The following is a 21484-nucleotide window of genomic DNA, read 5'->3' on the forward strand; positions in this document are numbered from 1 at the left end:
CTCGCTGCCATCGACAAACCTCCGCCCATCAACCCCAGCCGTCGGAAATCAACCATCTCACCTGACCAGATGGAGCTCCGCTATGCCTGAATTTCCCCGGACACCCCTGCCCTGAAAGGGGGAAGGTCGGGATGGGGGTCAGCCGCAGGCGATGTTGCAAGCGGAGAGAGCAGATCCCCACCCGCTTTGCTCTGTGAGCAAAGCGACCTCCCCTTTTCAAGGGGAGGTGGAAAGCTACTTCCCTTTCGCCATGATCGTCGCCGCCGCGATCAGCTCCAGGCCAATGCAGCCGTAGAACGGCAGCGAATAGCTGCCCGAGAGATCGCGCAGCAGCCCGACCACGCCGGGGCCGAAGGCGTAGGTGATCTGGTTGATGGCGGTGATCAGGCTGACCAGCACGCCGAACGCACGCGGATCGAACTCGCGCTGCACGATCAGCGCCGGCAGCGTGATCAGATTGCCGACCGAGAAGCCGAACAGCGCGCAGGCGGCGATCTGCGCCACGTCATTGTGCACATTGATGATGACGGCGAGCGCGACCGCCTGGCTGATAAAAGACAGCGCCGATGCCAGCCTCTGGTTGAGCCGGTCGATCACGAAGGAGAACGAGACACGCCCGACCACGGCCATCGCGGTCAAGAGCGCCATCGCCACCGTCGCGCGCTCGCGGCCGATTACCTGATCGAGATAGGCGATCAGATGCACGATGAAGCCGACCTGGGCGAACAGCACCAGCGCGAAGGCAATCGAGACCGAGAGGAAGCGGATGTCGCGCAGCGCCCGGCTGCGCACCTGCGTCGCCGACGGCGCGTCGGCAGCGGCCGCCGTGACCGCGTGCAGATGCACCGGCGGTTGCCCGACGAAGATCAGGATGACAGGCACCATCACCACGATCAGCAGCCCCGCGGCCGCGATCATCGCGCCGGAGAAGCCGAACGTGCCGATCCCCGCCACCAGCAGCGGCACGCCGACGATGCCGCCGAAGCTCGCGCCGTTCAGCGCCAGGCTGATCGCCATGCCGCGCTTCTTGTCGAACCACAGGCCGAGTGTGTTGGTGATGATGCCGAGGCTGGTGCCGGCCCAGCCGAACGCCAGCAGCGCATCGGCAAGATAGAGCTGCCAGGGCTCGCGCACCTCGCCGATCGCAACGGCCGCGATCGCCATCGCGAAGGTGCCGGCGATCAGGCAGCTGCGCGCGCCGAACGCCTTGATCGCCTCGCTGACGAAGGCAACCAGCGCGGCGCCGAACAGATAGAAGAAGGTCGTGCCCGACGAAATCAGCGACGCCGGCCAACCGTGCAGCCGCTGCAGCTCGGCAACATAGACGCTCTGTCCGTAGAAGCCCAATCCCCAGCCGAAGGTCGCAAGCAGGAAGCAGACGACGACGATGCGCCAGCCTTCGTAGCCAAGCGAGGATTCATCAGGCAGCGTGGCTGAGGATGCGTCCATTCTTGCTCTTGCTTCTCACATCGTCATGGCCGGACCGATCCGATCCCATGATGTGAACAGCGTTGCAAGCGGATCATTTCGAAGCTGATCGAAGTGTCAGCAATTGGCAGCAGCATGGTGCGGAAAAGTGCGAAGCGGTTTTCCGAACAGACCATGGTCAAACGACAAGCTTTAGATGCTGGGATCCGGGATTTCTTCCACCGCGCGCAATTTCGCGCGTCGCTTGGCGAATGAAGCGAACGAGAGCACGGCAAGGCCGAGCAGCACAGGCGGGAACACCACCCAGTTGACGGCATTCCAGCCGTAATGCGCGAGCAGCTGGCCCGACGAGAACGAACCGATCGCCATCATGCCGAACACGAGGAAATCGTTGAACGCCTGCACCTTGTTGCGCTCCTGCGGCCGGTGCGTTTCCAGCACCAGCGCGGAAGCGCCAACGAACGCAAAATTCCAGCCGAACCCGAGCACGAACAGCGTCGCCCAGAAGTGCGGCGCGGTGACGCCTGACAGTCCGATCATCGCGGCGACCGCTTCCAGCGCCAGCCCGAGCGCGACGATAACGGGCGCGCCGAACCGCGCGATCAGCGAGCCCGTGAAGAAGCTCGGGCCGTACATCGCAACGATGTGCCACTGAATGCCGAAATTGGAATCGCTGACCGACAGCCCGCACATCTTCATGGCGAGCGGCGCCGAGGTCATCACCAGATTCATCATCGGATAGGCGATCACGCCGCACAGCGCCGCGGCGATGAAGCGCGGCTGCTTTGCGATCTCGAGCAGCGGGCGGCCGCCATGCAGGTCCGCAGCCGCAGGTTTCGGCGCGTCGACGCCCGAGAGCACCGCCATCGCCACCAGCGCGACCAGCGCCTGCATCACGAAGGAGAACGCGAACAGATAGGGCGGCCAGATGTCCATGGTCCATTGCACGAGCTGCGGCCCGAGCACGCCGGCGAACACGCCGCCGGCCATCACCCAGGACACCGCCTTGGGCCGGAACGCGACACTGGCGCCATCGGCCGCGGCAAAGCGGTAGGACTGCGCGACGGCGCCGTAGAGCCCGCCGAGGAAGGTCGCGCCGCAGAACAGCCAGAACGATGAATGCAGGATCGCCCAGGCGCCGAGCGCGCCGGTGAGCGTGCCGCAGAAGGTGCCGATGATGAAGGCGACGCGCCTGCCATAGGCGCGCGAGATCGCGCCGGTCGGCAGCGTGCCGGCGGCAAGCCCGAGCACATACATCGAGAGCGGCACCGTCGCGAGCGAGACGTCGGGTGCCAGCGTCGCGCCGACGATCGAGCCGGTGGCGAAGATCACCGCCGAATTGGCGCCGGTCAGCGCCTGCGCCGCCGCAAGCCGCCACACATTGCTGCGCGCCCGCGCGTCGTCGCTCGCCTCATCCGCAGCCGTCACGTCAATCATCGGTGGTCCCGCCTCGAAGCCCCGGCGGGAGCCCCCAATCGGGCGCACTATGGAGAGCGGGTCGAAGCCGATCAACCGGCGCAAACGGACGTACGCCATGCAGGAGGCGCACGAGGGGATCGCTTGCTCTCACAGAGTGACGTCACAGCAGCCCGGCACTTCTATCAGTACCGTCATCCTGAGGAGCGCGTAGCGCGTCTCGAAGGATGCACGGCCAACAGCCGGACCGTCGACCCTTCGAGACGGCCGCTCTGCGGCCTCCTCAGGGTGACGGTGAGAGAGCTGTCGCTCGATGATCGATCGCCTACCGCGCCGGCTTCTTGCCCATCCGCTTCTCGGCGCGCAGCGCGCCGGTCTTGTGCACCTTGGAGCGCGGCCCGACGAGGTGCGGCTTGTGAACGTGCCATTCAAGCGCAAGCGTCGCGGCGAAACCAAAAAAGCTCGAACGGCTCATGCCGAGTCCGGCGGCATGCTTGTCGATCCGTGCGATCAGGCTCTTCGGCAAATAGACGTTGACGCGCTCGGACGGGTCGGGCGGATCGACGCCGACCATGAAGAAGGCTGCAACGTCGGAGCCCTTCGGCGGCACGATGCGCTCGATCGGGGTCGGCTCCGGCAATGGCTTGCCTTGCTCGACCCAGCCGTCGACGGTTTGCGCCAGCGTTTGCTCGGCGCGCTCGATCGCGTCTTCCTGCGATCGTCCCGCGGCGACGCAGCCGGGAAAATCCGGAAACCACGCCCCGAACGCGCCGCGCGGACCGCGCTCCAGCACGGCCGGATAAAGCCGTCTCTTCATTCTGGCCTCCGTCGCCGCAGTATGCTATTTCACACACCTCGGGTGTGTGTCAAATCACACAACACGCGACATCGTGGGAGCGCGCGGCAATGGACCCGCAAGCCGAACTCCGCATCGTCCGCGCGGCCTATGCCAAGCAGATCCTGGCCGCCGCCAACACCATCAATCCGCGGCTGACGGAGGCCTTCGCCGCCATTCGCCGCGAGGACTTCGTCGGCCCGGGACCATGGATGATGCTGCGCTGGTGGAGCCGCGACTATGCGCCGACGCCCGATGCCGACCCGGTCTATCTCTACACCAACGATCTCGTCGCCTTGCGCCCCGAGCGACGTCTCAACAACGGCCAGCCCTCGCTGCATGCCTATCTCATGCACCAGGCCGCACCCACCGCCGGCGAGCACGTGGTGCATATCGGCACGGGCACGGGGTACTACACCGCGATCCTCGCGCATCTGGTCGGACCGTCCGGCCGCGTGACCGGCACCGAATACGATCCGGACCTTGCGGCAGACGCTCGCGCCAATCTCGCCGCTTGCGCAAATGTCGAGATCATCCAGGGCGACGGCACACAGGTCGCGTTCGAGTCCGCCGACGTGATCTATGTCAACGCCGGCTGCACCCGGCCTGTCGCGCGATGGCTAGACGGGCTCGCCGCCGGCGGCCGTCTGATCCTGCCGCTGACTTCGGATGAGGGATTCAAGGGCGGCGCGCCGGAGCAGGTGGCGCGATCCGGCGCCGTGTTCCGGATCCGGCGCGAGGAGGCAGCGTACCGGGCGGACTGGATATCACCGGTCGCGATCATTCCCTGCGACGGCGGCCGGGACGAGACGTCCGAAAAAACGCTCGCCGAAGCCTTCGCCCGCGGCGGCTGGCAGAAGGTGACGCAGCTCTATCGCGACGCCGGGATCCCCGATGAACGTTGCTGGCTGCGTGGGCCAGGCTGGTGCCTGGCTTACGATTGAGCGCGGCTACTTGCGGGCAAAGACCAAAATCATGTTGTTGGCCGGCATCTCGAAGCTGCCGGCGAGCTTGAGCCCGACGCGCTCCGCAAGCGTCTCGAGATCGGCGATATCGCGCACCCCCCACTCGGCGTCGCGCTCGCGCAGCGACGTGTCGAACACGGCATTGCTGAGCGCGGTGTGCTTGCCGCCGCGCTTGAACGGGCCGTAGAGCAACAGCCGGCCGTCGGCGCGCAGGTGCCGCGCGGCGCCGGCGAACAGGCCCTCGGCCACGCGCCACGGCGCGATGTGGATCACATTGGCGCAGAAGATCGCGAGCAGTTTGTCCGGACCTTTGCCGTCCGGCGGCGCCGGCGACCAAGCCGGGTCGGACAGATCGATCGGCTGCGGCGGCCGGATGTTCGGAAGGGCGGCATGCGCGCGCCAGGCCTCGATGCTGCGCAGGTGCGCCGCATGGAGGTCGCTCGGCCACCAAGTGATGTCGGGCGTCTGACCGGCGAAATAGACGACATGCTGGCCGGTGCCGCTGCCGGCTTCCAGCACGTCGCCGGATTGGCCGGCGAGGCAGTCCTTCAGGACGGTCCAGATCGGCTGATGGTTGCGATGGAACGCCGGCGCATCGAGCCGCCCGTCCGCCTCGACCGGCCGGCCGTCCTTGCCAAACTCCGCCACGAATTCCGCCACCGCGCTTCTCCCTACGCCTCAGCCACATCTCAACCGCACAAACATGACAGGCGGAAGGCGCAGGACATGCGCTCCAGTGCCGGACTGCCCCTGTGGCATTAACCCCGTCGCAACGCGCCTATTCTCCGTGTTGCCAGCCGATGGCCTTTGTGCTTTCCACGCTTTATATTGCGATGGGATCATCGAGATTGAAGCCCGGGAAACGTCCTTGATCGCCACTTTCTCCAAGCCAGCCTTCGTCCTGGCGCTGCTGGCGGGCACCGCCATGGCCGCGCCCGCGCAGGCCCAGTCCGCCGCCGAGGGACAAAAGCTCGCCTTCGACCGCGGCAAGGGCAATTGCCTGACCTGCCACGTCATCAGGGGCGGCGACCTGCCCGGCACGATCGGCCCCGAGCTAAGCGGCCTGAAGGCCAAATACAGCCGTGACGAGCTGATCGCGATCGTGACCGACGAAACCAGGCGCAATCCGCAGACGGTGATGCCGCCGTTCGGCCGAAACCGGATTTTGAGCGAGAAGGAAATCGACGCGGTGGTGGACTTCCTGCAGACGCTGTGACGCCGCGACCGTCGCTTGAGGAGATTTTTTTCGATGAACATCACGACCAGCGAATTTTTCAAAGCGCGCCGCATGGTGCTGAAGGGCGCCGGCGTCGCCGCGCTGATCGGCCTCGGGGTCATTCCGTTCGACGTGCCGCAGGCGCTCGCCGCCGCCAACGACAAATATCCCGAAGACGCATTCAAGCAGAAGAACGAGGCCGACGCGATCAAGGCGCTCTATGGCAAGACCGCCGAGCCGTCGGACAAGATCAAGATGGATGCGCCGGAGATCGCCGAGAACGGCGCGGTGGTGCCGATCTCCGCCACCACGACGCTGGCCGACGTCACCTCGATCTCGTTTCTGGTGAGCGAGAATCCGATCTCGCTGGTCGCCTCATACAGGATTCCGGCCGGCACGCTGCCGACCGTCTCCAACCGCATCAAGATGGCGAAGACCAGCAACGTCACCGCGATCGTCGAGGCCGGCGGCAAGCTCTACAGCGCCAAAAAGGAAATCAAGGTCACCGTCGGCGGCTGCGGCGGCTGAGTACGCATGATCCGGAAAAGTGGGAACCGGTTCTCCGACAAGATCATGCGCAAACAATAGGGATAATCAGATGGCATCGAGCATTCGCGTGCGCGCCACGTCAAACGGCGACACCACCGAGGTGCAGGCGCTGATCCAGCATCCGATGGATTCCGGCTTCGTCAAGGACGCCAAGGGCGAGATCATTCCGCCGCATTTCATCCAGCAGCTCACCTTCGAATATGACGGCAAGCCGGTGTTCGTCGCCGACTGGGGCGGCGGCGTCTCCAAGGACCCCTATGTCAAGTTCGCCTTCAAGGGCGGCAAGAAGGGCGACGATCTGAAGGTCAGCTGGGTCGACAACAAGGGCGCGACCGACACCGCCACGGCGAAGATTCAATGACGCGGCGCCTCGCAATCCGTGCAGCACTCGCGACGTTCGCGCTCGGCGTGCTGGCGCTCGCGCCGGCCGCGCGGGCGGCCGACACCGTCGATCCCGCCGCCGACAAGGCCGCGTTCCAGAAATTCTTCACCAGCAAATTCCCCAAGCTGAAGCTCGAGGATTTCGTCAACGGTCCCTATTCGATGAATGAGGACCTGCACAGGCAGTGGGAGGAGAAGGAGCAGTTTCCGCCCTACGAGTTCTCGCTCGAAGCCGGCAAGGAGATGTTCGCGACGCCGTTCAAGAACGGCAAGACCTACGCCGACTGCTTCCCGAACAAGGGCATCGGTATCCGCCAGAACTATCCCTATTTCGACGAGAAGGAAGGCAAGGTCGTCACGCTCGAGCTCGCGCTCAACCGCTGCCGCGAAGCCAATGGCGAGGCACCGTTCTCCTATCTGAAGGACGACATGGCCGCGCTCACCGCCTACATGGCCTTCACCTCGCGCGGCAAGCCGATGGACATCAAGATCCCGAACGATCCGCGCGCGCTCGAGGCCTATCAGAAGGGCAAGGAGTATTTCTACACCCGCCGCGGCCAGCTCAATTTCTCCTGCGCCACCTGCCACATCCAGAGCCCGGGCGAGCGGATCCGCGCCGAGGTGCTGGCACCGGCGCTCGGCATCCTGAACGCGATGCCGATCTACCGCTCGGAATGGAGCGGCATGGGCACGACCAGCCGCCGCTTCACCACCTGCAACAGCCAGATCCGCGGCGTGCCGCTCAATCCGCAGGACGACGAGTACCGCAACCTCGAATACTATCTGTCCTATGTCAGCAACGGGCTGCCGATTTCGGGTCCGGGAGCACGGCCATGAGCGCGGCCATCAAAGCTGTCCTCGCAGCATCAGCCCTGCTGATCGCATCGGCGACCGGCGCCCTCGCCGCCTCCGAGGCCGACTACAAGGCCGCCTACGCCGCCGCCGAAGCCGCCAACAAGGAGGCAGGCAGCCTGCGCAACCAGTGGACCACCACCGCCTCGACACTATCTGCCGCAAAAAAGGCCGGTGAGGCTGGTGATTTCGACACCGCCGTCGCCAAGGCCAAGGAGGCCGAGGCACTGGCAAAGGCCTCGATCTTCCAGGCCACCAGCGAAAAGGAACGCTGGAAGGACATGGAAGTTCGTTAAGAGCGCGCAGGCCAGGGGCCGCGCGGAGAGAATGATGATCATCCGCCGCCGGGAATTCCTGAAAGCTGCGGCCGCCGCAACGCTGACGGCCGGTCTGCCGCGCCTTGCGCGCAGCGCCGATACCGCCAGCGTCTACGACCTCGAGCGGTTCGGCAACGCCCGCATCCTGCACATGACCGATACGCATGCGCAGCTGAAGCCGGTGTTCTTCCGCGAGCCCGGCGTCAATCTCGGCGTCGGCGCGATGGCCGGCCAGCCGCCGCACCTCGTCGGCAAGGCCTTCCTCGACCGCTTCGGCATCCGGCCCGACAGCGCCGACGCCTATGCCTTCACCTGCGTCGAATTCGAGAAGGCCGCCGGCCGCTTCGGCCGGCTCGGCGGCTTCGCCCACCTGAAGACACTGGTCGACAAGCTGCGCGCCGATGTCGGCGAAAAGCGTTCGATCCTGCTCGACGGCGGCGACCTCTGGCAGGGCTCGGCGCTCGCCAACGCCATGAACGGCGCCGACATGGTGGAGGCCGCCAATCTGCTCGGCATCGAGGCGATGACCGGGCACTGGGAATTCACCTATGGCGAGCAGGTGCTGCGCGACAACCTCTCCCGCTTCAAGGGCGAGTTCCTGGCGCAGAACGTGTTCCTGACCGAGGAAGCCGCGTTCAACGACGCCAAGGCGTTCGACCCGGCTTCGGGACGGGTGTTCAAGCCGTCCTTCATCAAGGAGATCGGCGGCCATCGCGTTGCGATCATCGGCCAGGCCTTCCCCTACGTGCCGATCGCGCATCCGAAGCGCTTCACGCCGGACTGGAAGTTCGGCATCCGCGACGAGGAGCTGCAGAAGCTCGTCGACGGCCATCGCAACAACGACAAGGTCGAGGCGGTGATCCTGCTGTCGCATAACGGCATGGATGTCGACCTCAAGCTCGCCAGCCGCGTCACCGGCATCGACGTCATCCTCGGCGGGCACACCCACGACGCGATCCCGATCCCGATCACGGTGACCAATGCCGGCGGCGTCACGCTGGTGACCAATGCCGGCTCCAACGGCAAATTCATCGGCGTGCTCGATCTCGACCTTGCCAAGGGCAAGGTCGCCAATGTCCGCTACCGGCTGCTGCCGGTGTTCGCCGAACTGCTGAAGCCCGATCCTGCGATGCAGACGCTGATCGACAAGATGCGCGATCCGCATGCCGACGAATGGAACAACAAGCTGGCCTCGGCCGACCGGCTGCTCTACCGCCGCGGCAATTTCTCCGGCACCGTCGACCAGTTGATCTGCGATGCGCTGCTGAACGAGCTCGACGCCGAGATCGCGCTGTCGCCGGGCTTCCGCTGGGGCATCACCACGCTCGCCGGCCAGCCGCTGACCATGGAAGACGTGCTGTCGGAAACCGCGATCACCTATCCGGAGACCTACGTCGCCAAGATGACGGGCAGCCAGATCAAGGATGTGCTGGAAGACGTCTGCGACAATCTGTTCAACGTCGATCCCTATTATCAGCAGGGCGGCGACATGGTTCGCGTCGGCGGCCTCGCCTACACCTGCACGCCGGCCGAGACTGTCGGCAAGCGCATTTCCGAGCTGAAGTTGGGCAACGGCAAGCGTCTCGAAGCCGGCAAGCACTACAAGGTCGCAGGCTGGGCCTCGGTCAACCAGCAGAGCGGCGCGCCGATCTGGGATGTCGTCGCCAGGCACCTGCGCTCCGGCCGGCCGCCGAACCGCGACGAACCCGGCGTGACGCTGAAAGGCGTCGAGGACAACCCGGGCATCGCGAGGCACGGATGACGCGCCGCGCGCTGATCGCGGCATTCGGCCTTGCTGCGCTCGCGCTGGCGACGCCGCTCGCGCGTGCCCAGCAGGCGCCGTTGCAGGACAAGCCGTTCGCCGAGCACAAGGTCGTGCTGCAGCTCTCCGACAACGATCCGAGGAAGCAAGGCCTCGTCATCAGCGTCGCCAACAATCTGATGAAGCACTACGACCCCGACAAGGTCGCGGTCGAGATCGTCGCCTTCGGCCCGGGCATCGACCTGCTCAAGCCCGACAACCCGAACCGCAAGCTGGTCGAGAGCCTGGTCGCGCAGGGCGCGCGGGTCGACATCTGCCTCAACACCGTCGACACGATCGAACGCGACAGCGGCAAGCGGCCGGACTACATCGCCGCCGCCACCCCCGTGCAGGTCGGCGTCGCGCAGATCTTGCTGCTCACCGAGAACGGATACACGCTGGTCCGGCCGTAACGGCCCCGTCGTCATTGCGAGCCAACGGGTCGCGCGAACGCGCGCCCGCAGGAGCAGGCTGGAGTTACGTGCGGCCGTAACTTCGTCTCTTCCACGACCTCGATGCATATCCCGTCATCCTGAGGCGCGAGCGGAGCGAGCCTCGAAGGATGCACGGCCCAGATGCCTTGTCCCATTCGCGGAAAGACCCGGGCCGTCCACCCTTCGAGACGCGCGCAAGAGCGCGCTCCTCAGGGTGACGGGATCCGGCTGGGGTGGGGATGGATTTGCTTTGAACGAACCCTATCTATGGAATAATATCCTCCATGTGACTCGGCCCGGAGAATAGGTAAGCCGTCATGATCTTTCGCCAGCTCTTCGACAGCGTATCCGGAACCTACAGCTATCTGCTCGCGAGCCGCGCCGGCGGCGAGGCACTGATCCTCGATCCGGTGCTGGAGAAGGCCGATCGCTACTGCAAGCTGCTCCAGGAACTTGACCTCAGGCTGGTCAAGGCCGTCGATACGCACCTGCACGCCGATCACGTCACCGGCCTCGGCGAGCTGCGCGACCGCACCCAGTGCATCACCATCATGGGCGAGCAGAGCAAGGCCGACGTGGTGTCGATGCGCGTCTCCGACGGCGACAAGGTGACGATCGAGGGCCTTTGCCTCGAGGCGCTGTACACGCCCGGCCACACCGACGATTCCTACAGCTATCTGATGGGCGACCGCGTCTTCACCGGCGACACGCTGCTGATCCGCGGCACCGGCCGCACCGACTTCCAGAACGGCAGCGCGCGGGCGCAGTACGATTCGATCTTCAACCGGCTGCTGAAGCTGCCGGAGGAGACCATGGTGTTCCCCGCGCATGATTACAAGGGCGACACCGTCTCCACCATCGGCGAGGAGAAGCGCTACAATCCGCGGCTGCAGGTCAAATCGATCGACGACTATGTCGAGCTGATGAACAACCTCAATTTGCCGAACCCGAAGCTGATGGACGTCGTGGTGCCCGCCAACATGCATGTCGGCCTGCACCAGGACGAACTCGCCAAGGAAGGCCTCTCCCTCAGCGCGCGCGACGCCATCGCGAGTCTCGGCCGCCCCGATATCCTTCTGGTCGATTTGCGCGAGAGCGCCGAGCGGGCCAAGCACGGCACGCTCGCGGGCGCGCTGCACGCGCCCTATCCGGGGATTTGCGCCACCCTGCAGCCCGGCGGCATGCTGCGCGAGGTCGCCGCCGCAACCGGCCGCCGCGTCGTGTTCTTCTGCGCCTTCGGCGAGCGCTCGGCGATGGCGGTGGCCGCCGCGAAGAAGGCGGGACTGGCCAACACCGCGCATATCGATGGCGGCATCGACGCCTGGAAGAAGGCCGGCGGGCCGGTGGTGATGGGATAGTCTCATAACCCTTTAGCCCGCTCGCAAATATCTCACCGTCACCCTGAGGTGCGAGCGAAGCGAGCCTCGAAGGGCGACGGCCACACTCCTTCCGCGAACTCCTGGAAGTATCCGGGCCGCGCATCCTTCGAGACGCGGCTTCGCCGCTCCTCAGGATGACGGGTTTGGAAGGTCACTGCGTCACTCGCTGCAACTCTTCCGTCAGGCGATCCAGCGCATCCGCCAGCATCACGCCGCCGCACACCGTGAGCCGCTCCGGCAGCACGATGCGCTTGCTTTGCGGATAGAAGCGCTCCAGCGCCGGATGCAGCAGGAAGGCGCGGCCGTCATCCTCGACGCGGTCGCCGGCTTCCGACACCAGGATGAAATCCGGCCGCAGTTTTACGATCGCCTCCAGCGAAGCAAACCCGCCTGCGCCGACGCCAAGTTCGCCGGCGGCGTTGGCGAGGCCGGCTGCCGCCAGCAGCGAGCTGACCAGGCTATGGTCGCCCGAGACAAAGCCGCGTCGCTCCAGCGGCAGCACGCGGTAATGATGCGCGCTTGCCGCCGCCCGCGCATGCGCGATCGCCGCATCGAGGCGCGCGATCTCGGCCTCCGCGCGATCGGGGTGCTGCACCACATCGCCCATCGCGCGGATCTGGTCCTTCACCTCGTCCAGCGTGCGCGGCACCGTGAATTCGACGAGGTGCAGCCCGTGGGCCTTCAACAGATCACGGGTCGCGCGCTTGTCGAACAGGCTGACCACGACGAGGTCGGGCTTGAGCAGCAACACGTCCTCGGCCTCGCCGGACAAGCGCGGAAAGTTTCGCGCCTTCTCCGCGGCCCAGGATTGCCAGGCATCGCGCGAGAAGCGGCTGAGGCCGATGATCTGATCCGGGTCGGCCAGCGACAGCACGAGCTGGTCGCTGCAGACATTCATCGAGACGATGCGCGGTCCGGCGGCGAACGCGGCACCGGCGGAAATAAGCCACAGCACTATGGCGACCACCGCTCCAAGATGAAGCGAAGCGAGATGGCTGCCACGCTGAAGGTGCGCCCCCTCTCCCGCTTGCGGGGGAGGGTTGGGGTGGGGGTTTCGCCGCGAGCCATATCGTGGAGAGAGCCCCCACCCGCTGCGCTCGTCGAGCGCAGCGACCTCCCCCGTAAGCGGGAGAGGTGAACTGAGCTTGTGGTGAGGCCGTGGCCACATCAGACGTCCGCCCACGGCACGATGACGGCTTCGCGCTGAAATTCGGCGCGATAGGCGCTGACCCGGAACACGCTGGCGAGGACGCTCTCCGACAGTGCCTCGACAGGCGCGCCTTGCGCTGCCAGCCGCCCCTCCGCGAGCACCAGCACATGATCGGCGAAGCGCGCGGCGAGTCCCAGGTCATGCGTCACCACGATCACCAGCACACCGGCATCGGCGACGTTGCGCAGCTTCTGCATCACGTCGATCTGGTGGCGTGGATCGAGCGAGGCGGTCGGCTCGTCGGCGAGGATCACCGGCGCCTCCACCGCGAGCACCCGGGCCAGCGCGACGCGGCTGCGCTCGCCGCCGGAGAGTTCGGTGACGCGGCGATCGCTGAACTCAGTGACGTCGACCGCCTGCATCGCGCGCAGCACCGCCTCCATATCCGTCTGCGACAGCCGCGCCGGATCGGTCGCGCCGTGCGGATAGCGGCCGAGCGCGACGATGTCGCGCGCCGGCAGCGGCCAGTGCACCATGTGCCCCTGCGGCAGATAGGCGAAACGCTTCGCGCGCTCGCGCAGCGGCAGCGACGCCAGCGGATCGCCGCCGATCCGGATCTCGCCGCCCGACGAAATCAGCCCGGCCAGTGCACGCAGCAGCGTGGTCTTGCCGGCGCCGTTCGGGCCGACCAGCGCGACCAGATGGCCCGACGGCAGCGACAGCGAGACATCGTGCAGCACCTTGCGGCTGCCGAGCGAGGCATTGAGCGCCGCGGCGGAGAGCAGCGTCATGCCACGCCTCCGCCGAGCGCGCGGCGCTCGCGCATGATCAGATAGAGGAAGAACGGCACGCCGATGATCGAGGTCAGCACGCCGACCTTGATGTCCGAGGTTGAAGGAATGATGCGCACCGCGATGTCGGCGGCGAGCAGCAGCGCCGAGCCGGTGAGCGCGCTCGGCACCAAGAGCCGCGCCGGATCGTGACCGATCACGGGACGCATCAGATGCGGCGCGACGAGGCCGATGAAACCGATCGTGCCGGTGACTGCGACCGCGCCGCCGACGCCGAGCGCCACGCCCGTGATCACGAAGAGCCGCAACCGCCCGACGTCGACGCCGAGGCTCTGCGCCGCCTCCTCGCCAAGCGTCAGCGCGCGGAAGGCGCTCGCCTGGCTGAGCAGGATGGCGGCGCCCGCGACGATGAAGGGCAGCGCCAGCGCCACGTGCTGGAAGCTGCGGTCCTCCAGCGAGCCGAGCAGCCAGAACGCGATCTCCAGCACCACAAACGGATTGCTCGAGAGATTCATCACCAGTGCGGTCGCGGCTCCCGCAAAGCTCGAGATCGCGAGCCCAGCGAGGATCAGGATCAACAGCCCGGCATTGCGGCCGGCGATCGCAAGCAGCGCGAACACCGAGCCGAACGCGGCGATGATCGCCACCACCGGCAGCGCGTAGGAGCGCACATCGGCGAGGCCCAGCGCGATCACCAGCACCGCGCCGAACGCCGCCGATTGCGGCGCGCCGAATAGCGACGGCGAGGCCAGCGGATTGCGCAGCAGCCCTTGCAGCGCCGCACCGGACAGCCCGAGAATGCCGCCGATCGCAAATGCCAGGATGGTGCGCGGCAGGCGGATCTCGCGCACGATCACCTGCGCCACATCGCTGCTGCCGCCGAACAGCGCCTCGACCACCGCGAGCGGCGACAGCCGCACCGGCCCGATGCCGAGCGAGAGCACGCACAACAGGACCACGAGCGCGAGCAGCGCCGCCGTGGCGCCCCACCGGCGCCGCGCCGCGACCTCGGCCGCCAAGGCAAAATCCTGCACGCTCATCGGATCCATGCTCTTACAGCGATCGCCGTGGCAGACAAGCGACACTCGACAAAAACCGTGGCCGCGCGGCCGCCGCCCGACTTCCGCCGGATTGACTTTGCTACCCGGCCGAACCCTAGATGAACATGACGGTTCTTTCATGAGATGAAAAGGGAATGCGGTACGGGGAAACTTCCCCAACGCCGCGGCTGCCCCCGCAACTGTATGCGGTGAATCCTTCGTCACAGGCCACTGGGAATCTCGGTCCTGGGAAGGCGACGAAGGGTAACGACCCGCGAGCCAGGAGACCTGCCGTCAGCCGTGGTCACACGCGATGCTGCCGGTCGGGGAGTACAGGCATGAGCTTCACCTGATGCTGTGAGCACGATGGTGAGACTGGTTCGCGGTGACGTGCCACTGACGTTGCCGAGGCCTTGCTTATGTTCTCCTTCCCTTTCCATCGGCGGCGCCGCGCGCTTCTGCTCGCGTCGACGATGATCGCGCCGGCGACGATGCTCGCGCCGGCATTCCTTGTCTCCGCAGCGCGGGCGCAGGAGGCACCCGCTCCCGATCAGCTGCCGGCGATCGAAGTCACCAAGCCGGGCGACCAGAACGTCACGCGCGCCAGGCCGGCCGCTGACGAAGCGCCGGCGCCGCGACGCCCGGCGCCGGGCACCTCGCAAGGCAACAATACAGGCAGCGGAGCCGGATCGGGCACGATAGGGACCGGTGTGGCCACCGGAACGGGCGGCACCGGCGGCCGCCAGTTCGCCGGCATTGTCGGCACCTCCTCGGCCGTGATCACCGCCGACGACATCGCGCATTCGCCGGTGCAGTCGTTACCCGAGATCCTCGCGCAGGTGCCGGGCGTGCAGCTGCAAACGCCCTATGGCGGACCGAACGGCGCCAAGACGTCGGTCGACCTGCGCGGCTTCGGCGCATTCGCGACCGACAATACGCTGTTCCTGCTCAACGGCCGCCGCCTCAACGACGTCGACAAGGCCGGCTTCGACCTCACCACGATTCCGCTCGATTCGATCGAGCGCATCGAGATCACGCGCGGCAACAGCGGCGCGGTGCTTTACGGCGACAATGCGGTGGGCGGCGTCGTCAACATCATCACCAAGACCGGCGTCGGCGGCCCGCCGACGACGATGCGGGCCGAGGCCGGAGCTGGCTCGTTCAACACCCGCATGGCCGCGGTCTCCGCAGCGCTCAATTCCGGACCGTGGTCCACCTCGTTCTACGGCAATGGCATCAAGTCCGACGGCTACCGCGTCAACAATGCGCTCGACCAGCGCAACGCCGTCGGCAACATCAACTACACGACGCCTGATCTCACCGCCTTCCTGACCGTCACCGGCAGCGACCAGAAGCTCGGCCTACCCGGCGGACGGCTGGTCGATCCGTCGATCGGCGTGAACGAGCTGCTCACCGATCGCCGCGGCGCCGCGACGCCCTTCGACTATGCCAACCAGCAGACCGCCAGCGTCACCGCCGGCTTCACCAAGACGCTGATGAACGGCGTCGACCTCATCGTCGACGGCGGCTGGCGGCAGCGCGAGACGCAGAGCGGCTTCTTCGGCACGATGCCGACCATCAGCTTCGCTTCGACCTACAATGATGCCGCGCTGCAGACCTGGTCGCTGACGCCGCGGCTCAGCGTCAAGAATGTGATGCTGGGCGTGCCGTCGACGATCCTGACCGGCATCGACTATTACGATTCGAGCTTCCGCGAGGCGCGCGGCGCCTATCAGGGCGTCGACCCGTTCCACATCTACAATATCGAGCAGCAGAGCGTGGCCGGCTATTGGCAACATACGCTGGGCCTGTTGCCAACGACCGACATCTCCTACGGCGCGCGCGTCCAGAATACCAGCATCTCGGCGCGCGATCGCTACGACCCGAATGCGCCATTCGCGTTCGACACGCAGGCGGCACCGCTCGACAGCAACGAGACGCAATACGCCCTGCATGTCGGCGCCGAGCATCGCCTGACCGACACCTTCTCGGTGTTCGGCCGCGCGGCGCGCGCGTTCCGCACGCCCGATGTCGACGAGCGCGTCGCATCCGGACCGTCGTTCGATCCGCTGACCTTCGCCCCGATCCCGCAGAATTTCCAGCTCAAGACCCAGACCTCGCAGGATGTCGAGGGCGGCTTCCGGGTCAAGACCAACCTGTTTCAGGTCCAGACCAGCGTCTATCTGATGGATCTCGAGAACGAGATCCATTTCAACCCGGTGCTGTTCTTCAACACCAACCTCGACCCCACCCGCCGCTGTGGCTCGGAAACCAGTGCCTCGCTCAAGTTCAGCGATACGGTGACCCTGCGCGGCGGCATGGCGATCACCCGCGCGGTGTTCCGCGAAGGCATCTGGACCGGCAACGACGTGCCGCTGGTGTCGCGCTACACCGGCAATCTCGGCGTCACCTGGAATATCTGGCAGAACTATCTGGTGCTCGACGCCACGGTGCGGGCCTGGAGCTCGCGCATCATGGACAACGATCAGGCCAACACCCAGAGCCGGATTCCCGGCAACGCCACCGCCGATATCAAGCTGAGCGGGCAAGTTGACCGCTTCTTCTGGTCACTGAGCGTGAACAACCTGTTCAACGCGCTCTATTACGACTACGCCATCGCGAGCACGTTCACCGAAGGCCGCTTCTCGGCCTATCCGCTGCCCGGCCGCACCTACATGGTAAAGGCCGGCGCGACGTTTTAGAGCGTGAACCGGTGGGGCGGGTCTGCCCCGCGCACCGTCTCCGAACATTACAAACGCACCGAAACTGGGGTAGAGTTCCGGCAGCTGATTTGACCCGCGCAGGGGAAACGCATGGCCAAGGCCGGGAAGCAGACCAAGGGCGGCACGAAGATCAAGGACAAGACCGACGACAAGTCGAAGAAGCCTCCGCCACCCGCAGCGTTGCAGGACGACGAGTACTATGAGGACGGCGACATCGCCACGCCGAAGCTCGACCGCTACGGCAATGATGACGAGCCGTTGTGAGGCCCGGCGAATATCGATCCACAGATCCTGCGCGCAGTCGCGCGCGGCGGCCTCGTAGCTCGCGAGCTACCGAGCCCGGCTCGTCGTCGCCAAGCAGACATTAGGTCGCAGCGAGGTCATCGGCCGGACCACCCTTCCGGATTGGTTGCCCACCCCCTGGATGCTAGGCTTCGCATGGACGCTGGGTCCTTGCTGGGGGCGGTGCCATGAGGTTTGCGAAGGCGGTGCTCACGGTCTTCTGCATGATCGCGTCGATGTGCGACCCGTCCGATGCGCAACAGGCCCCCAGGAAAGTAGGAATCCTCGTCAACGGCAGCCCGTCGCCGCTGTTCGACTCCATCAAGAAAAACCTTCTGAGCGACTTCGCCGAGCGCGGCTATCTCGAAGGACGCGACATCGTCATCGAACCGCGATTTGCCGAATCGAAGCTCGAGCGCCTTCCGGGCCTCGCCTCGGAGCTGGTCGACGCGAATGTGGATGTCATCCTCGCACTCGGCGGCCCGGCGTCGGTCGCGTCGCAGAAAGCCACGTCGACGATCCCGGTGATCTTTGCGATCGTCACCGATCCGGTCGCGTTGAAGCTTGTCGCCTCGATGGAAAAACCGGGAGGCAATGTCACGGGCCTCACCAACCTCGATCCGCAGCAGGCCAGCGACCAGTTCAAGCTTCTGAAGGAGGCATTCCCCGGGATCAAGCGCGTTGCGATTCTCAGTGATCAAACGATCCCCGGCGCGGATGAACGCGGGCTCGCCCCGATTGATCGTGCCAACGAGGCCGCAGCCAAGGCCCAGGGGGTGGAGCCGCAAATCGTGAAGGTCAAGGGTGCAGACGATCTGGAGGCCGCGATTGCCGGGATGGCAAAGGAGCGCGCGCAGGCGCTGCTGGTCCTTGAAGTGCCGGTGCCCTGGAGCAATCGAAAACGAGTCGGTGAACTGGCCATCAAAAACCGCTTGCCGGCAATGTTTCCCGGCGGCCAGGCGGACGCCGGCGGGGTGATTACTTATGGGGCCAACGTCGCCGATACATGGCGCGAGTTTGCGACATTCGCCGACAAGATTTTCAAGGGCGCGAAGCCGGGCGACCTGCCAGTCGGCGTCGTCACCAAGCGAGAGCTGATATTCAATCTCCAGGCGGCCCAGGCCGTGGGCGTCGAGATTCCACCGGAGCTCTTGAAGCGCGCAGACAAGATCGTGCGGTGAATTCGCGCTGGAGGGATCCTAGCGGAAATCGCCATTCTCGATCGCCTTGATGCTGCCGCGATCGAGCAGATGCGCGCCAAAGCCGCCGCGCGCCAGCGATGAGGCGATCTGCGGTGATGCCAGCAGCAGCACTGTCGTCATCGCAAGCGGCACAGCGCTGAGCCAGTCGAGCCGCACCGGCGTCAGCTCTTCGCTGCTTCCCCGATAGTGCCCTTCGCCCGCGGCGATGCGGCCGCATTCCCGGATCAGGTCACGCCGCGTACCATCGCGCGACGCACTGCCGAGCAGCGCCTGCATCGCCAGATGCGTCCGCACCCCGGCGCGCCCCTCGGCCAGCGGCGCCGGCGTTTCGCCGCGCGAGACGCGCAGCAGCAGGTCGACCAGATCGACGCCCGACTGAAAGGCGTTCATCGGCTCGACCAGCCGCGGGTTGCAGTCGATCAACAGCGGCGTCGCGCTGTCGAGCGGCATGATGACGTCGACCGAGAGCGCACCGTGCCAACGAAGATGCGCGCCGATGGTCTCGAGGCCGGCGCGGATCGCCGGCCGGCTCACACTCTCCTTGATCGCCTCGCCGCCGCCGACACCGGCCGCAATCTGGCGGTAGGCATGGAAGCCGACGAGCGTGCCGTGGCAGAACACCGACTGCGCCTTCTCGACCGTGCCGGTGACCAGATCCTGCGCCAGCACCTCGCCGGCAAGATCGCCTGAGGATTCGAGGTCGTAGAGCGCGCGATTGAGATCACCAGCGTCGCGCACGAACCAGACACCGCGGCTGGCGGTGCCGACCGACGTTTTGACAACGGATGGAAACCGCACCGCCTCGCGCAGCTCCTCGGCCGAATTCACGATCCGGGTCGGCGGCTGCGGCAGGCCGAGCCGGTCGAGCAGGCGGCTGAAGCCGGCCTTGCTGTGCACGGCGCGATAGCTGGCGAAATCCGGCAGCGCGAGGCCGGTACGTGAGGCCAGCCCCGCCGCGGCGCGGGCGAACAGAAATCCCTGTTCATGGGTCGGCAGCAGCACATCGAAATGCCGCGACGCCAACAGGCGCTCGACGAAGCGCAGGAAGCCGGCCGGATCCGACCGCAGCGGCGGACAATGGTGGTATTTGCGGACAAAGCGCGAGTAGCGCGCCAGGCACCAGCGCGAGGGGTCGCAAACCTCGACGTGATGGCCGGCCAGGCCCAGGATCGTGATCGCCTCGCGGCCGGAGGTGCTGGAGCCCTCCGACACCAGCACGCGGAGCTGCTTTTTGGCGTCGATCATGGCCGATCATCGCCGTGCCGCCGTGCTTTGTCGCCGCATTTAATGCCGCATGTGTCGATCCGGCACGCCAGCGCCGGGGGCAGCCATGCGCCCGCGTTCATAGACAATTAGCGGCCAATCTCTATTTTCGGCGGGCCCTGCCGGGCATTTTGTTTGACGCGTTTTCTTCACGCGAACCGGTACCCACTTCGCTTGAAAACGCTATGGAACTGGGGTTTTCGACGACATGGTCGACGTTCTGGCCGCACCGCAGCAAGCGAAAGCCGACAGTGCGCTGCGCACGCTGACGGGGATTTCGGTCGCCCATTGGGTCAGCCATTTCCATATCTTCGTGCTGCCGATGTTGTTCCCGTTCCTGAAGCAGCAGCTCGGCGTCGGCTATGTCGAGCTCGGCCTGGCGCTGACGGTGTTCGCAGTGGTCTCCGGGCTGACCCAGGCGCCGATCGGCTACCTCGCCGACCACATCGGCGCGCGCAAGATCCTCCTCATCGGGCTGACGGTCGGCGGTTGCGCGCTGATCGGGCTCGGCCTGCATCTCAGCTATACGTCGCTGATCGTCTGCGCGGTGCTGCTGGGCCTCGCCAACAGCGTCTATCATCCGGCTGACTACGCGATCCTCTCGGCGCATATGGACGAGGCGCGGATGGGCCGCGCCTTCTCGATCCACACCTTCGCCGGATTCCTCGGCGGCGCGGTGGCGCCCGCGATCATGGCGGCGCTCGTGGCCTCGATCGGCGGCCTCGGCGCGCTGATCGTCGCCGGTGCGGTCGGGCCGCTGGTGGCGCTGTTCCTGATCGTGCTCGGCATTCCCGATGCCGGCGCCAACAAGAACAAGTCAAAGGACGATGCGGCACCAAAGGCCAGCGTGATCACACCGGCGCTGATGGTGCTGACGGCCTTCTTCACGCTGCTCAGCCTGTCGACCTCGGGCATCAACAATTTCGGCGTGGTCGCACTGATGGGCGGCTACGGCGCATCGTTCTCGACGGCCAATATCGCGCTGACCGCATTCCTCGGCGCCAGCGCGGCCGGCGTGCTCGCCGGCGGCTACCTCGCCGACTGGACCCACCGCCACAGCCAGGTCGCTGCGGGCTGCTTCGCGGTCAACGCCGCCCTCGTGCTGCTGATTGCGCTGCTCAACCTGCCGCCGGTGGCGCTCACGCTGGCGATGGGGCTTGCCGGATTCCTCGGCGGCGTGATCGCGCCGTCCCGCGACATGATGGTGCGCAACGCCGCGCCGCCCGGCGCCGCCGGCCGCGCCTTCGGCATCGTCTCCACCGGTTTCAACTTCGGCGGCATCGTCAGCCCGCTGCTGTTCGGCTGGATCATGGACCAGCACATGCCGCACTGGGTGTTCGGCGCCTCCGTGGTGTTCATGGTGCTGACCGTGCTGCTTGCCCTCGTCACCGAGCGCAAGCCGCAGGCTTCGGGATACGAGGCCGAGACCGCCAGCCCGCGCGCCTGAAACGCGAAACGTT

The 21484-nt window shown here is 66.1% G+C and carries 21 protein-coding genes and 1 riboswitch; of the genes, 13 read left to right on the top strand and 8 right to left on the bottom strand.

Annotated features, from left to right (window positions below; translation table 11 throughout):
- Window positions 1–234 precede the first annotated feature (234 nt).
- The 3 genes from ACZBJS_RS34510 to ACZBJS_RS34520 all read right to left on the bottom strand — a co-directional run bounded on the left by ACZBJS_RS34510 (window position 235) and on the right by ACZBJS_RS34520 (window position 3661).
- A complete protein-coding gene (locus ACZBJS_RS34510; RefSeq protein WP_057021242.1) occupies window positions 235–1449 on the bottom strand; it encodes an MFS transporter in 1215 nt (404 codons plus the stop codon).
- Window positions 1450–1620: 171 nt separating this feature from the next.
- Window positions 1621–2865 (bottom strand): MFS transporter, encoded by a 1245-nt coding sequence (locus tag ACZBJS_RS34515; protein ID WP_316398548.1) that lies wholly within the window; start codon window positions 2863–2865, stop codon window positions 1621–1623.
- 304 nt (window positions 2866–3169) lie between these two features.
- On the bottom strand, window positions 3170–3661 hold the full coding sequence (locus tag ACZBJS_RS34520) for a type II toxin-antitoxin system HicB family antitoxin (protein ID WP_168859287.1): 492 nt from the start codon (window positions 3659–3661) through the stop codon (window positions 3170–3172).
- An 89-nt stretch (window positions 3662–3750) separates the two neighbouring features.
- Here ACZBJS_RS34520 and ACZBJS_RS34525 point away from each other — a divergent pair, with 89 nt between their 5' ends.
- Window positions 3751–4623, top strand: coding sequence for a protein-L-isoaspartate O-methyltransferase family protein (locus ACZBJS_RS34525; RefSeq protein ID WP_316398549.1), 873 nt, complete (start codon window positions 3751–3753; stop codon window positions 4621–4623).
- Window positions 4624–4629: 6 nt separating this feature from the next.
- Here the strand turns inward: ACZBJS_RS34525 and ACZBJS_RS34530 are convergent, their stop codons facing one another.
- Window positions 4630–5304, bottom strand: a complete 675-nt coding sequence (locus tag ACZBJS_RS34530) for a DUF938 domain-containing protein (RefSeq protein ID WP_316398550.1) — start codon at window positions 5302–5304, stop codon at window positions 4630–4632.
- A 265-nt stretch (window positions 5305–5569) separates the two neighbouring features.
- Here ACZBJS_RS34530 and soxX point away from each other — a divergent pair, with 265 nt between their 5' ends.
- The 8 genes from soxX (at window position 5570) to ACZBJS_RS34570 (ending at window position 11552) form a co-directional block, all read left to right on the top strand.
- Complete coding sequence (gene soxX / locus ACZBJS_RS34535) at window positions 5570–5860, top strand: sulfur oxidation c-type cytochrome SoxX (protein WP_316398565.1); 291 nt, start codon at window positions 5570–5572, stop codon at window positions 5858–5860.
- A gap of 33 nt (window positions 5861–5893) precedes the next feature.
- On the top strand, window positions 5894–6388 hold the full coding sequence (gene soxY / locus ACZBJS_RS34540; RefSeq protein WP_057021237.1) for a thiosulfate oxidation carrier protein SoxY: 495 nt from the start codon (window positions 5894–5896) through the stop codon (window positions 6386–6388).
- 70 nt (window positions 6389–6458) lie between these two features.
- Window positions 6459–6770, top strand: a complete 312-nt coding sequence (gene soxZ, locus ACZBJS_RS34545; protein WP_057021236.1) for a thiosulfate oxidation carrier complex protein SoxZ — start codon at window positions 6459–6461, stop codon at window positions 6768–6770.
- Window positions 6767–7627, top strand: coding sequence for a sulfur oxidation c-type cytochrome SoxA (gene soxA, locus ACZBJS_RS34550; protein WP_316398551.1), 861 nt, complete (start codon window positions 6767–6769; stop codon window positions 7625–7627). Before soxZ ends, soxA begins: the two co-directional genes overlap by 4 nt.
- On the top strand, window positions 7624–7938 hold the full coding sequence (locus tag ACZBJS_RS34555; protein WP_245311939.1) for a hypothetical protein: 315 nt from the start codon (window positions 7624–7626) through the stop codon (window positions 7936–7938). Before soxA ends, ACZBJS_RS34555 begins: the two co-directional genes overlap by 4 nt.
- Window positions 7939–7972: 34 nt before the next feature.
- Entirely contained in the window at window positions 7973–9721 is a 1749-nt protein-coding gene (gene soxB / locus ACZBJS_RS34560; RefSeq protein ID WP_076834894.1) for a thiosulfohydrolase SoxB, read from the top strand.
- Window positions 9718–10173, top strand: coding sequence for a DsrE family protein (locus ACZBJS_RS34565; protein WP_057021234.1), 456 nt, complete (start codon window positions 9718–9720; stop codon window positions 10171–10173). The genes soxB and ACZBJS_RS34565 overlap by 4 nt, the downstream gene beginning before the upstream one ends.
- A gap of 338 nt (window positions 10174–10511) precedes the next feature.
- Window positions 10512–11552, top strand: a complete 1041-nt coding sequence (locus ACZBJS_RS34570) for an MBL fold metallo-hydrolase (protein ID WP_253588628.1) — start codon at window positions 10512–10514, stop codon at window positions 11550–11552.
- A 172-nt stretch (window positions 11553–11724) separates the two neighbouring features.
- Here ACZBJS_RS34570 and ACZBJS_RS34575 read toward each other — a convergent pair whose 3' ends face one another.
- The 3 genes from ACZBJS_RS34575 to ACZBJS_RS34585 all read right to left on the bottom strand — a co-directional run bounded on the left by ACZBJS_RS34575 (window position 11725) and on the right by ACZBJS_RS34585 (window position 14554).
- On the bottom strand, window positions 11725–12471 hold the full coding sequence (locus tag ACZBJS_RS34575) for an ABC transporter substrate-binding protein (RefSeq protein WP_316398566.1): 747 nt from the start codon (window positions 12469–12471) through the stop codon (window positions 11725–11727).
- A gap of 269 nt (window positions 12472–12740) precedes the next feature.
- On the bottom strand, window positions 12741–13514 hold the full coding sequence (locus ACZBJS_RS34580; protein ID WP_253638380.1) for an ABC transporter ATP-binding protein: 774 nt from the start codon (window positions 13512–13514) through the stop codon (window positions 12741–12743).
- Complete coding sequence (locus ACZBJS_RS34585) at window positions 13511–14554, bottom strand: FecCD family ABC transporter permease (RefSeq protein WP_253638379.1); 1044 nt, start codon at window positions 14552–14554, stop codon at window positions 13511–13513. Before ACZBJS_RS34585 ends, ACZBJS_RS34580 begins: the two co-directional genes overlap by 4 nt.
- A 112-nt stretch (window positions 14555–14666) precedes the next feature.
- Window positions 14667–14864: riboswitch (cobalamin riboswitch) on the top strand.
- Window positions 14865–14973: 109 nt separating this feature from the next.
- Here ACZBJS_RS34585 and ACZBJS_RS34590 point away from each other — a divergent pair.
- From ACZBJS_RS34590 to ACZBJS_RS34600, 3 genes are all read left to right on the top strand, one after another.
- The gene (locus ACZBJS_RS34590; RefSeq protein ID WP_316398552.1) at window positions 14974–17256 is read left to right on the top strand and encodes a TonB-dependent receptor; all 2283 of its coding nucleotides are present in this window, start codon (window positions 14974–14976) and stop codon (window positions 17254–17256) included.
- Window positions 17257–17367: 111 nt separating this feature from the next.
- Window positions 17368–17541 carry a hypothetical protein gene (locus ACZBJS_RS34595; protein ID WP_168858599.1) on the top strand — a complete coding sequence of 58 codons (174 nt, stop codon included), beginning with the start codon at window positions 17368–17370 and terminating at the stop codon, window positions 17539–17541.
- A 206-nt stretch (window positions 17542–17747) separates the two neighbouring features.
- Window positions 17748–18740, top strand: a complete 993-nt coding sequence (locus tag ACZBJS_RS34600) for an ABC transporter substrate-binding protein (protein WP_253638377.1) — start codon at window positions 17748–17750, stop codon at window positions 18738–18740.
- Window positions 18741–18758: 18 nt separating this feature from the next.
- Here the strand turns inward: ACZBJS_RS34600 and ACZBJS_RS34605 are convergent, their stop codons facing one another.
- Complete coding sequence (locus ACZBJS_RS34605) at window positions 18759–20006, bottom strand: ATP-grasp domain-containing protein (protein WP_253588624.1); 1248 nt, start codon at window positions 20004–20006, stop codon at window positions 18759–18761.
- 226 nt (window positions 20007–20232) lie between these two features.
- On the opposite strand from ACZBJS_RS34605, the gene ACZBJS_RS34610 reads away from it, so the two are divergent.
- On the top strand, window positions 20233–21471 hold the full coding sequence (locus tag ACZBJS_RS34610; protein WP_316398553.1) for an MFS transporter: 1239 nt from the start codon (window positions 20233–20235) through the stop codon (window positions 21469–21471).
- The last annotated feature ends 13 nt before the right edge of the window (window positions 21472–21484 follow it).

This window comes from Bradyrhizobium sp. KZN70725, from assembly GCF_055264925.1.